This is a genomic window from Pelagivirga sediminicola, assembly GCF_003072125.1.
In the GTDB taxonomy this organism is placed as follows: Bacteria; Pseudomonadota; Alphaproteobacteria; order Rhodobacterales; family Rhodobacteraceae; genus Roseovarius; species Roseovarius sediminicola.
The window spans coordinates 1-12,514 of the sequence record NZ_QCYH01000027.1; the positions used below are offsets into that span (position 1 = coordinate 1).

General features: G+C 59.6%; 12 protein-coding genes. 11 read left to right on the forward strand and 1 reads right to left on the reverse strand.

Annotated features, from left to right (window positions below; genetic code table 11):
- The 11 genes from DC366_RS18560 to DC366_RS18605 all read left to right on the forward strand — a co-directional run.
- The coding region (locus DC366_RS18560) for a VirB4 family type IV secretion system protein (RefSeq protein WP_243405224.1) at positions 1 to 2,192 on the forward strand (2,192 nt) is incomplete at its 5' end.
- Positions 2,189 to 2,356 carry a hypothetical protein gene (locus DC366_RS20010; protein WP_165802962.1) on the forward strand — a complete coding sequence of 56 codons (168 nt, stop codon included), beginning with the start codon at positions 2,189 to 2,191 and terminating at the stop codon, positions 2,354 to 2,356. The genes DC366_RS18560 and DC366_RS20010, both read left to right, overlap by 4 nt.
- Positions 2,346 to 3,500, forward strand: a complete 1,155-nt coding sequence (locus DC366_RS18565) for a lytic transglycosylase domain-containing protein (RefSeq protein ID WP_243405225.1) — start codon at positions 2,346 to 2,348, stop codon at positions 3,498 to 3,500. The genes DC366_RS20010 and DC366_RS18565 overlap by 11 nt, the downstream gene beginning before the upstream one ends.
- Complete coding sequence (locus tag DC366_RS18570; RefSeq protein ID WP_108693662.1) at positions 3,500 to 4,309, forward strand: type IV secretion system protein; 810 nt, start codon at positions 3,500 to 3,502, stop codon at positions 4,307 to 4,309. The genes DC366_RS18565 and DC366_RS18570 overlap by 1 nt, the downstream gene beginning before the upstream one ends.
- Before the next feature lie 16 nt (positions 4,310 to 4,325).
- Entirely contained in the window at positions 4,326 to 4,979 is a 654-nt protein-coding gene (locus DC366_RS18575) for a VirB8 family type IV secretion system protein (RefSeq protein ID WP_108693655.1), read from the forward strand.
- A 1-nt stretch (position 4,980) separates the two neighbouring features.
- Positions 4,981 to 5,676 carry a TrbG/VirB9 family P-type conjugative transfer protein gene (locus DC366_RS18580; RefSeq protein WP_108693656.1) on the forward strand — a complete coding sequence of 232 codons (696 nt, stop codon included), beginning with the start codon at positions 4,981 to 4,983 and terminating at the stop codon, positions 5,674 to 5,676.
- Complete coding sequence (locus tag DC366_RS18585) at positions 5,673 to 7,052, forward strand: TraB/TrbI/VirB10 family type IV secretion system protein (protein WP_108693657.1); 1,380 nt, start codon at positions 5,673 to 5,675, stop codon at positions 7,050 to 7,052. The genes DC366_RS18580 and DC366_RS18585 overlap by 4 nt, the downstream gene beginning before the upstream one ends.
- Before the next feature lie 4 nt (positions 7,053 to 7,056).
- Positions 7,057 to 8,043, forward strand: a complete 987-nt coding sequence (locus DC366_RS18590) for an ATPase, T2SS/T4P/T4SS family (protein WP_108693658.1) — start codon at positions 7,057 to 7,059, stop codon at positions 8,041 to 8,043.
- Entirely contained in the window at positions 8,040 to 8,234 is a 195-nt protein-coding gene (locus DC366_RS18595; RefSeq protein ID WP_108693659.1) for a DUF4177 domain-containing protein, read from the forward strand. The genes DC366_RS18590 and DC366_RS18595 overlap by 4 nt, the downstream gene beginning before the upstream one ends.
- Positions 8,231 to 8,641, forward strand: a complete 411-nt coding sequence (locus tag DC366_RS18600) for a hypothetical protein (protein WP_108693660.1) — start codon at positions 8,231 to 8,233, stop codon at positions 8,639 to 8,641. Before DC366_RS18595 ends, DC366_RS18600 begins: the two co-directional genes overlap by 4 nt.
- Positions 8,642 to 8,653: 12 nt before the next feature.
- Entirely contained in the window at positions 8,654 to 9,730 is a 1,077-nt protein-coding gene (locus DC366_RS18605) for a TrbL/VirB6 family protein (RefSeq protein ID WP_056037075.1), read from the forward strand.
- 100 nt (positions 9,731 to 9,830) lie between these two features.
- Here the strand turns inward: DC366_RS18605 and DC366_RS19750 are convergent, their stop codons facing one another.
- A complete protein-coding gene (locus DC366_RS19750; protein ID WP_133176247.1) occupies positions 9,831 to 12,146 on the reverse strand; it encodes a P-loop ATPase, Sll1717 family in 2,316 nt (771 codons plus the stop codon).
- Positions 12,147 to 12,514: the final 368 nt, after the last annotated feature.

Below are 12,514 nucleotides of genomic sequence, written 5' to 3' on the forward strand. Positions count from 1 at the left end.
AGGTGGACGACTTTTACGCCGCCCGCAGCAGGCTCATCCCGCCGCTACCGCGGCCGACTTTCGCACCGCCGTTCTCATATTACGTCCACAAGGTCTCCAAGGCCATCAAACCTGATCTCGACCCCATCCGTGAGGACAGCTTCGCGGGCGAGGTGGACCGGCGCTGGCGCGCGAAACTCGAGACCAGCGGGCTCCGCGACAAAACACTGACGCTCACCGTCATTCACCGCCCGCCTCCGAAAAGCCTCCTGCCGCACCTCGGCCGCAGCGCGCCGGACCGACTGAAGGAGGAGACCCGCAAACGCCTGCAGCGCCTCGGTGAGGCCGTGAACGTCTTCCTCTCGGGGCTTACCGAGCTCAAGCCGCGCCTGCTGTCAGCTGCATCGGGGGAATTGGTGGGATTTTTGGGCGCGCTCAACACGGGCACCGAGCTGCCGCTCTACCCGGCCAATACCTACGGCTTTCTGTCCTTCAACGTCGCCAATACCCGCGTGACGTTCCACGGTGACCATTTCGAGCTCTCGGAAGGCGTGGTGGGCCATCGCTACGGCAAGAGCTTCACGATCGGGGAATACTCCGAGGCCACCTCCTGCACCATGTTCGACATGCTGAACCTGCCGGTCGACATGATCGTCACGCATTCCTTCACGCCGATCAATTCGAACCTCATGGCGGGCCGCATCAAGCGGCAAAAGCGGCAGATGCAGGCGAGCCAGGACGCCGCCCTCTCACTGATGGAAGCCCTCGACATCGCCGCCGATGATCTCGAGGCCAAGCGCCAGAGCTTCGGCGAGCACCATATGGTCGTGACGCTCTTTTGCGACACGCTGGATGAGCTGCAGACCCTCTGCGCAGAGATCGTGAACGCCGCCGCGACCGAGGGCGTGAAAATGATCGGCGAGCGGGTCGCGGCCAAGGCGCATTACCTCAGCCAGCATCCCGGCAACCAGCCCAAACGCGTCCGCGCCAGCGCCGTCACCAATCGCAACTTCGCTGATTTCGCGGCCTTTCACCGAACGCAGCTTGGCAAGCCCGCCCCGAAAACTCCCTGGGGCCGGGTCGTCACATATTTGCCCACGCCGGAGCAGAGCGCCTACCGGTTTTCCTATCACGAGCAGGGATCGCCCGACAAAGAACCTACCAGCGGGCATACCCTGATCATGGGGCGGCCCGGGTCGGGCAAATCGGTGCTGTCGGCCTTCCTGATGACCCAAGCCTGTCGCGCGGGCGCACGGATCTTCGTCTTCGATTACCGCCTCGGTATGGAGATGGCCGTCCGCGCAAATGGCGGGCGCTACGCGTCCCTGAACGCCGGTCAGCCCACGGGCCTCAACCCGCTCTGGACCGAGACCGATGCGCGCGGCACCGCCTGGCTCACCGACTGGCTTGCCACCCTGCTCTACCGCGCTGACAAGCCCCTGACGCCCGCACAGACCAACCGCATCCAGGAAGTCGTGCGCCAGAATGCGCAGGCCTCCAATCCGGCCCTGCGGAACTGGCGGGATTTCGCATCGCTTTTTGTGTCTACGGATGACGGCGGCGATCTGCACCAGCGCCTGCTCGAGTGGACCGAAGACGGCCGCTATGGCTGGATCTTCGGGCAGAGCCTTGAGGACACCTTTTCACTCAAAGGCGATGTCGTGGGCTTCGATCTGACCGGCATTCTCGACAGCGAGGCCGACAAGGAACGGATGGCGGTCCTGTCCTATCTTTTCCGCCGGGTCGAGCGCGAGATCGAGGACCGCCGCCCCACCATCATCGTGATCGACGAGGCCTGGAAGGCGCTCGACAACGCATATTTCGCCGAACGGTTGTCGAACTGGCTCGTGACTGCGCGCAAGCAGAACACCGTCGCGGTGATGATGACGCAATACGCAAGCCAACTCGAGCGCACCCGGACCGGCAAGACCATCGTCGAGGCCGTGCCGACCCAGATCCTGCTGCCCAATATCCGCGCCAACGCCTCGGACTACGCCATGCTGAACCTCACAGAGAAGGAGCTCGACGTCCTTCTCAACACGGGCAGCAACAGCCGCCTCGCACTGATCCGCGACGATCAGGGCTCGATCGTCGTCGATGCCGATCTGAGCGCCCTCGGTCCCAATCTCACCATCCTCGGCGGCATGGAAAAGGGCGAGGCGCTCGTCGGCGCCGATTACCGCGACCGCCCAGACTTCTGGAGGCTTTCATGATTCGTAATCTGTTTCTTCTCGCCGCGCTCGGCGCTTTGGCCTCCTGCGCCCAGTACCAGGAACCGCAGGCCAATTGCTTCACCTTCCTGGCCTCGACAGCCCCTGTCGCGCCTGATTGCACCTTCACGCCTCTAGATGCGCCGGAGGGCGACATTGAAGTCTAGCCTGCCTCATATCCTCGCGTTTTGCTTGCTGCCCGGTCTCGGCTTGTCTCAAGGCGTGCCGACCAATGACAGTGGGCTGACCGCGCGTGACATCGTCGAGACTGGCGATCGCGAGGCAGACTTGGCTGTTCAGGCCGACAAGCTTGCCGTGCGCGAACTGATTGCCGAGATCGAGCGCGAACAGCTGGAAACCCTCCGACGCATCCTCGATGCCCAGACCAGCTTCGGCGGTCAGGGCTTGCCCGCCATGGTCTCGGGGCTGGAAAGCGGCAGTGGGGATCCGGCCCGGTCAGTCGAGGCGGTCTATGGCAATGCCGCCATCGACCCCAATCCCGGCGGTGCGCAGATGTTCGGCGACGCCGCCGAGAACATCGAGCAGCTCATCATCCGCGTCGCCCAGGAAACCAGCGGCTTTGCGGGAGTTGGCCGCGCGGGCCTCTCCCCGGTCCAATGGCGCGCACTCCTACAGGCGCTCATCTGGCAGGAAAGCCGGTTCACGATTGGCGCCCGCTCACCCGTCGGCGCCTTTGGCCTCACCCAGATCATGCCCGGTACCGCCAGCGATCTGGGCATCAATCCGGAATACTATGACAGCCCCTACCTGCAGGTGCATGGCGGTGCACGCTATCTCGCGACACAGCTCAACACCTTCGATGGCAACATCATCAACGCCCTTGCGGCCTATAACGCCGGACCCGGCCGGGTTTTCGAGTATGGCGGCGTGCCACCCTTCCGCGAGACCCAGCACTACGTCCAGGTGATCCCCGAACGCTATAACCTCTATTTGACCCGTATTGGCGGGATCGAAGCGCTTGGCACGATCGACCCCGCGCTTCTGGCCAATGCCAACCTCTCGCTCACTGGGCACGGCGCGGCCTTTTATGGCAGCAACTCACCCGCCGCGATCAGGCAAGCCGCCATGCGCATCCGCGATATCGTCGAACGGATTTCCGAGACCGAGGATGTGCAGGAAAGCATCGCACTCAACACCTATGCCCGCGCCGAACTCGTGCGCCTCGTCGCTGCACGCATCCGGCTTCAGGCGGCACGAACCCGCGTCCTTTCTGCCGAGGAGCTGGCCCAGGCCAGCGCCCGCATGGCCGAAGGCGCGTTCATGGATTTTACGATCAGGGAGATTGAATGATGGGACATCTGCTCTTGAGGACAGCTTTGGCCACGACACTTGGGGTTGGTCTGCATCTTGGCGCCCTATCCCCTGCCCTCGCGCAAGGCGTGCCCGTCGTCGATACCCAGAACATCGCGCAAAACATCCAGCAGCTACGGCAGATGATCGAAGACGAGATCCTGCAAAACGAGCAGCTGACGCAGCTCCGTGAACAGCTCGGCCTTCTCACGGATCAACTCGCGGAGCTGCAAAGAACCTATGAAGCGCTCACCCGACTTGCCGAGCTTCCCGAAATCATCCGGACGGAAATGGAAGACGAGTTGAACGGTCTGCTCGACCAGGAGTTCGGGGACATCCTCGCCACGATTGAGGCGATCAAGACTGGGGATTTCTCGGGCCTCTCGGGCTCCGGCGCAGGCGAAATCGAAACCCAGATGGACCGGGTGCTGGCCGATCTCGGCTTCGATGAAGACACGCTCTCGGAAATGGCCACCAGCGGCAATCCCGGGGCCAACCGTGTGGCCACGCAGGCCACAACCGGCGCACTCGTCTCAGCCGCCGCCCAGAACAGCTATGAAGATGCCGGCCAATCGCTCGAGCGGGTAGACCGCCTCGTCGGGCTCATCGACGACATGGAAGAACTCAAGCAAAGCGTCGATCTCAACACGCGCGTGACAGCTGAATTGGCCATCGCCCTCGTGGCGATGTGGCAGCTGGAAGCGATTCAAACGGTGGGCGATGGCACCGGCGGCGTGATCGATGCCGCCACCATCGCCGAGGAGCAGCGCTTCATGGATTTCACGCTGCCCGAGCTGCGGGCCGAGTGAGTGCGGGGTGTGACGCGTGGCGAGTGAACAAGAGATCATCGAGGAAGAGCTGGTCTACGGTGCCCTGCGCCGTGAACGGCTTTGGCAGCGTCTTGGCCTGATAGGCCTTGTCTTCGGCATCATCGGCTGTCTGAGTGCCGCGGCTGTCTCGATCCTCGATGTCGATCCGCCCCCCGTCGTTGTCCCCTATGATCCCGCCACCGGCTTTGCACTCCCCGAGGCCTCGGTGGGCGCTTCCTCGGTGACCGCCAACCAGGCGATCATCGAGGCGGAGGTCTTCCGCTATGTGACCGACCGGGAGATCTACAATCAGCTCGATAACGATCTGCGCATCCGCAGCGTCCTGCGCCGCTCGGACGGGGCCGCCGAGAGCAGGCTGCGCCAGATATGGAACAGCGCAAATGAAAACTATCCGCCGACCGTCTATGGCCCCAATGCCCGGCTCGACGTGGAAATCCTGAGCATCAGTCGCATCGGCACCAACCGCGCCACCGTGCGCTTGCGCAAGCGGCTGACCTCCATCAACGGCACCCAGACCGGGCTCTTCACCGCCACGCTTCTCTTCGAGTTCCGCCCCGAAACCCGTCGCTCCATCGACGAGGTCTGGACCAATCCGTTTGGGTTTACCGTGCTCGAATATTCCATCCGCTCCGACAGATTGGAGAACTAGTTTGATCAATAGGTTCTTTGTTGCTGCCATATTTATTTTGCTGCCCGGCCTTGCCTTTGCCGAAGCGATCCCGCGCGGTGGTCCAAATGACAGTCGTGTGCGGCTGGCCACCTACCAGGAAGGCCAGGTCTACCGCCTCAGCGTCTCGCTCACCCATGTCACCACCATCGAGTTTGGAGAGGGTGAAAGCATCCGCTCGATCATCGCGGGCGACACCGAGGGCTTCGAGATCGATGGCGTCCCCGGTGGTCAGGCATTTGCAATCAAGCCCGTCGCGCGCGGCGTCCATACCAATGTGACGGTCTACACGAACAGGCGCAGCTACTATTTCAACGTCGAGGAGGTCCGCAGCCCAACCTTCTATGTGGTGCAGTTCCGCTATCCTGATGACGCTGCGCGCCCGACCCGGGCCATCGCCGCCCAAGCACCAAACTACAATTACGGTGCCAGCGCGCGGACCGAGTTCACGCCAACCCGCATCTGGGATGACGGGACGTTCACGTATTTCGCCTTTCCAAGAAACGCGCCTGTGCCCGCGATCTTCCGCTACGCGGTCGGCCGCGAGCGCACGGTCAACACGCAAACTCCTGAAGACGGCGTGATCCGCGTCAGCGGCGTGAACCGCCAATGGGTCCTGCGACTTGGCGAAGAGGTGGTCTGCATCGAGGCGATCCCGCCCGCGGAGGCCACCTCATGAGCGATACCGAGAACACCGAGCTGGAAAAACGCCTCGCCGCCCTTGAGAAAGGCAGTGCCCGCGCGCCCACGGCGGCGCAGCGCCGGTCGCCCCTTCTCGCGCTGGTCGTGGTCCTCGTCATCGGCGCGGGTGGTGCCCTGCTTTATCTCCTCTCACAGCCCGAAGAAGAGGAAGCCTTGCCGACGGCCACTCCGGACGTCTTCCAAAACGAAGGGGATGGCTTTGGCGCTATCGAGACCTTGCCCCCGCCCGAGCCCGATGTTGTGTTCGTCGGACCAGGCCCCGTCGAGCCCAACGCGGAGCTTCTGGCGCAGATCACCGCGCTGCAGGCCCAGATCGAGGAATTGCGCAACGCCCCTGAACCAGCTGTCGAGGAAGACACCGCCGCCGCAGAGGCGATCGACGCGCTGACCGCTCAGATCGCGGGGCTGCGAGCCGCCTCGGAAGCCGCACAGCAACGGTTCCAGGACGAACTGACGGCGCGGGATCGCAGCCTTGAGCAACTCCGCATGGATCTGGAACTGGCCCAACTCGAGGCCAGCCGACCGCAACCCGCGCCAACGGGCCCCACGGAGGATGAGCTGCGCGCACGCGAGCAAGAGCGACTGCGCCGCGAGGAAGAAGCCCGGCGCATGGCCGAGCTGGAGCGCCGGGCTGCGGAGGAACGCGCCTTCCAGGAGCGGCGCATCGCCTCGCCCACCATCGCTTTTGGCGGTGCCTCCGGAGCGAATGAAACGGCTCTGACCGAACGCACCTTCGGCGAGGTGACGGATTTCGTGCTGAACGGGGCGCTGCCCTCGACGGTGACGCAGGCCGAGGTGATCGCCAATCCCTCCAACACCATCGTGCAGGGCACCATGATCCAGGCCGTCATGGAAACCGCCCTCGACAGCTCCCTGCCCGGCCAGACCCGCGCCGTGGTGTCCGAGGATGTCTACAGCGTCGATGGCGCGCGCCTCTTGATCCCCCGCGGATCCCGTCTCATCGGGCGCTACCGCGCTGGCGTCGATATCGCGCAGCGCCGCGTCACCATCGCATGGGACCGGATCATCCTGCCCAACAATCAGACTGTGCAGATCAGCTCCTTCGGAGGTGATGAACTGGGCCGTTCCGGTGTCACAGGTTTCGTGGACACGCGCTTTGCCGAGCGTTTCGGGTCGGCCGCCCTGATCTCGCTGATTTCGGCCGCGCCAAGTGCCGCCGCCTCCGAGGTCCAGGATGAGACTGCCGCCGACGTTCTCGAAGACGTTGGCGATGATCTGGCAGATGCCACGGACAGCGTCATTGGCGATTACCTCTCCATCGGCCCCGTCATCTATGTCGACCAAGGCGCACGCGTCACGGTCATGGTCGATCGCGATCTGGAGATATTCTGAGCCGATGTCGCTGAGCTATCTCGAAACCTCGCTCGACCGGATCGACGCCGCCGCCCGCGACGATGTCATCGAGATCTGCATCAACCCCGACGGGACCTGCTGGGGCGAATTCCAGGGTGATCACTTCATGCGCGCGCTGGACCAGAGGCTGACGGGCGTTCAGGTCAGGGACCTCGGCAACCAGATCGCCTCCTCGGCCAATACCACGATGAGCAAGGACCGCCCCATCGTCTCGGTCTCGATCACCTACAAGGGGCGCCCGATCCGCGCACAGGTCATCACCCCGCCCGCCGTGCTCTCGGCCATGTCGATCAGCCTGCGGTTCTTCTCAAGCCTGCCACTCGAGGGCATTGCGCTCAATTTCCTCTACGGAAAAGAGCGCAAGCTCGAAGACCTGCGCGTCGAAAAAAAACGCGCCTTGCGCGCGGTGGTGGCCGCGGGTTTGATCGATGATGCGCTGGCCTTCTGCGTCGAGAACAAACTCAACATGATCGTCTCGGGTGGCACCTCCACCGGCAAGACCGTCGCCGCGCGCAAGATCCTCTCTCACGTACCGGCCGAGGAACGCATCGTGACCATCGAAGAAGCGGCCGAGCTTTTACCGACCCAGCCAAATGCCGTGACCCTCATCGCCAATCGCGACGCGGAATTCCAGACCGCCGATGTGCTTCTCACCGCCACGCTGCGCATGCGTCCCGACCGGATCATCCTGGGCGAAGTGCGCGGCAAGGAGGCCATGACCTTTCTGGAAGCCATCAACACCGGCCATGGCGGGTCCATGACCACGCTGCATGCCGAAACCCCGCAACTCGCCGTGCAGCGGCTCGCGATCGCGGCACTCAAGACCGAAATCCCGATGACCTATGCCGACATGATCCAGTACATCGAAAATTCCATCGATGTGATCATCCAGGCCGGTCGCCATGACGGCAAACGCGGCATCACCGAATTCTACCTGCCCGGCGCAACTGAGATTGGAGCTTCCCCATGAAGACCTTTGAATACGATATCTTGTCCTTTCCCATGACCCGCAAAACCAGCCTTGCCGACATGCAGGCCAGCCTGAACGAGAAGGGCGCAGACGGGTGGGAGGTGGTGTCGATCAGCACTTCGGAATTCGCCAATATCGGGCACACCGTTTTCCTGAAACGCGAAACCACACCCGCTGGAGCCACGGCATGAGGCAGGCGCAGCACCTCGCCTTGGCCGCACTGGCCCTAAGCCTGACGCCTGCCTTCGCCGTTGCCGAGCGCGACCTAGTGCCAACCCTCGATCGCAGCTTTGACGTCTGTCCGGACCGGCCCGCCGAGCCCGTCTGGATGCAGGAGATCCCCCTGCGCCAAGCCTATCAGCGGGTTCTGGTTCAGGACATCTATCGCGCCCAGAACCTCGAGCGGGTCGTCGAGATCGGCAACTGCGACTGCGCGACCCGGTTCCCGTCCTGGGACGCGGCCGAGGCGATGTTTCGGGAGAGCTACGCGAGCGACGAACGGTGGGAAATGCTCGAAGCCTCGGAAGGCTACAATCGCCGCGCCAACGCCGCCCGAACTGCCGCCAAGGCCATCTGCGACGCCGCAGGCAATTGGTAAGGCAATCCCGCGATGAGTGTCGTCACCTACTTCGTTGAAACCTCCCAGGCCTATCTCGACACCGCCGCTGAGACCCAGTTTGGTGCGGTTGCGGCAACGGTCGGCACGCTCCTGGTTTTGGGGACAACGTTGGTGGTGATCCTCGTCGGAATCAACATGATCTATCAATACCGGGCCATGGATGGGCACACAGCCTTCTGGCTCGCGGTCAAGATCGGGCTCATCGGGATATTCGCGACCAACTGGATGCAGTTCAACGCGTTCTCATCTGCCATTCTCTATGGGATCGACAGTATCGCGGGCGCGCTCGTGGCCTCCGTCGGCGGCGGCAGCCCGGGCCCTTCAGGCACCTTCGCGGAGGAATTCGACCGGCTGATCGCGGAGCTGGGCGACTATCTAAACGCTGCCGGGTCCGAGCTGAACTGGATGGCTGGCGCCATGCTTGACATCGTCGGTGTGCTTCTGCTCTCAATCCTCGGCGGACTGGCCGCCTTCATCCTCGTGGCCTCCCGACTGATGATCGCGCTTCTGATCGGGATCGCCCCGGTGATGATTTTCCTGACCCTCTTCGAGGTCACCAAGGATTATTTCGCGCGCTGGCTGTCCGCGCTGATCTCCTTTGCGCTATACCCCATCGTCGTCGCAGGCGTGTTCGCAACGATCACAGGCGTTTCCTCCGCGCTCATCGGTGAACTAGGCGATCCCGAAGGAGCCTCAAACATCGGCGCGCTCATCCCCTTCTTCATGATGGTGCTCATGGCCAAGGGCTTCATTATCGCCACGCCCTTCATCGTCCGCGCGATCTCCGGCAACATCATGATGCCCGCCCTCTCCGGTGGCCTCGGCGGCGGCTACAGCTTTGCCCGCGCCGCCATGGGAAGCCAGCAGGCCTACAATCGCTACCTCATCGGCGGGGCCAGTGGCGCAGAATACGCAGCCCTCAGGGCGCGGCAGTTCTTTGGCGTACAGCAAATGCCAGTGCGGCAAGGCATGGGACAGACGGGTTCCGGAGGCGGCACAGGATCCGCAGACTCGGGATCAAAAATGCTGGCGCAGCTGGCGAGACTGGGACGGCTTGGGCGACGGTGACGGCCCAAAGCGGCCGTCCACCTTGCTTAGCAACGCCGCGCCGCAGCATAGATGGGATGGCAAGCTGGCGTCATAAACACAAAAAGATTGCGGCACGGCCTTAAATCAAATCCACGCAGTCCAAGCCTTCTGCAAACGCGTGATTGATGAAAATTTCCTCTTCATCACCATCTGCGCGCGCTCGCATTTTAGAGATCAACTTCTGATCATATCTATAGTCGTAGATATATTTTTCTTCGCCATTGGGCGAAGATGCCCCTAGCACGGCAAACCAGAAGAAGAGATCAACGATTTCATCAAGGTGATCGCCATAACCTTCCTTCGTGAGAGCGTCTTTTATCGTCCCTAACGTCGTCTTCCTTCCCAAGCCGATCAGCGCGTATATTGCGTCTTCAGAACTTGGGCTAATATCTCGCATTTCGAAACTCGTGTTTCCAATTACGTCTTGGCTGAAGTTCCGAAACCCGGCCTTTAAATCCTCAACTTCAATTCGTTCATGCCCGCAGACATCCGCATGACCTATGCATTCGTCAACCAACTGAATGAGATATCGAGGACGCATTAATGACCTTTTTGTTAACCAAGCTATGCTCCCCAAACTTTCAATCGTTGGAACAGAGATATCCGCCCATCCGACGGACTTGCCAGTTCTAGCTAACGTGGAAGACCTAATCCGCTCTTCTATGACTTGCTGAAGAGCAGCCTCACTATCCCAATCCACAACAATTTTTCCATCCTTGCCGCGATCGTTCTGCTGATCGACCAGCAACTCAAAAACGTCGTTTCGTAGAAATAACAGCCAGTCCAAATTGGCTTTATTTTTCGCGGCTTTCCGTTCAACCTTCCGAAGGGCATCAATCAGTGTGCTAACAATTAATACGTCATCTGGATCAACGCCGTGTGCACCCCACCCTTTATCAATGTTGTCGACTAACAAGAGGGTTCGATCACGAGTCTCAAGATAGGAAAGGACAGAGTTTTGAATTGTGTGAATGTCCGTTGCGTAGAGCAATTCAGTCACTTCACTTGTCTGAAGCGCTGTACTTCCGTCTCTCCCATGCCTCAAATAGAACTTGTCATTGATATCTTTGATTAGCCCCATCATTCGCTCGGAGAAATCGCCCTCCCTTGCCTCGAATAGAACCGATCTTAGCTCCGATAGATCGTCCAGAATGGGAGTCAATTTGGGGTCTCTACCGTATAGTCTTTTGTAGTCTGTTTCCAATACCTTATGGACAATTTCGCAATAGATTATGTACTCCCAAAATGCTGTAAGTGTGTGCTCTTTAGTGCCAACAGCCAGCAGTGAGACGAGTTGCTCTTTGAATTTTCTCAGTTGGTAGCCGTCAGGCTTCAAATCTAAAACTAACTCGTTATTTTTCCGGCGTGAAATATCACGAACTCGCCAGAAGATTGCTGTCTTTCCCGCTCCTTTGCGACCAACAACGAGCCGTCCTCGTCCTTCAAGTGCATTCTTGAAATGGTGCGTTTCGACAAAGTAGTCCTCTAGGTCGCGCATTTCATTTTCGGCGGCGTTTGAACCCACTGATACTTGAGAAATTAGGCGCTTATTCTTAGCCCGCGTTTTTCCAGTTCCGCCCAATTGCCGTTGATAGAGTTTCGGAACAAGCTCAGATACTGCTTCGCGGATATCGTCAGGGTGCTTTATGGTCTGGCACACATCTATAAAGTCGAGTGGCTTGTTCGCGTTTGGATCAACTAGAATTGTGCACTCTTTGTCTAGTCCGATAGCCAACCCTGCCAAAAAGGCTGCGCGGATATTGTGAAATAAATGATCCGTTCGAGTAGTGTCGTAAACGGAGACCACGACAGCACTGCTCTCGTTGACAAGTTCCCATGCTGCTCGAGTTGAAAGACGATATTCCTCCTGTGGATCAACCGTACGGTAAAATTTCACAAGATCCTTCACCGCAGAAATGAGCTTTGTACTAAACTCGTTTCGCCGCAGTGAATCCAGCACCAACAATGGTTGTCTTGAGACTTCAAAGTTTGGCTCTGCAAAGATCGCGCCGTTCACAGCGTGTGACTGCAGTTGGTAGACTAAGTCGGCTGAATTCTCATATCTAATCTGTCCAACATTGTCCAAAAGGCCTATTTTTCGTAGGTAATCTCCAGCATCCTGCACAGACGTATTAACGATTGGTATGATCGGCTTCATCTTACCGATAGCAAAACCAATTTCAAAGAAGACGTTTTCATTTGGAACACTTACATCGCAAATCAGTCCATCAGCCTTAGCTATCTCGGGGAGAACAGACTGATCAATTAGCCTTCCGGCTCCGAAGGTTGAACGCCAGGTCGCAAACTGGATGTGAGAGGAGTTCGTTTTTTCTGTTTCTTCTATAGAGATTGAAATGTGATCCGGTGAAGAGGGGTACGCTGCAAAAAACTTCATTCATCAATCTCTTATGGGACGTTACCGAGAAAGACACTCGTTCGGATCACGCTGGATTGCAACCAAAAGCTGTTTTTTGAAAGGTCGCCAGACGAAGTAGTTCCATTCGAAGCGATGACGCCTTAGTCATCCCTCAAACGCGATCGCAAGACAGCCAGTAAACAACCAATTGCAGTCGTAATTTGAACTTGGAGCCAACCGGTCGTCACACCCAACCCGGATCTGCTTGGAAGCAGTGAGCCTTCACATCTTGCCTCACGAGCAGTCGTATCGCTACCGCAGCGAATGTCATGTGTGGATGGCTCCTGCATAGCAAGACATTTTTGATTTGATTTGTGCATTTGTCAGAAGCAGTCATGTGTCCGGCC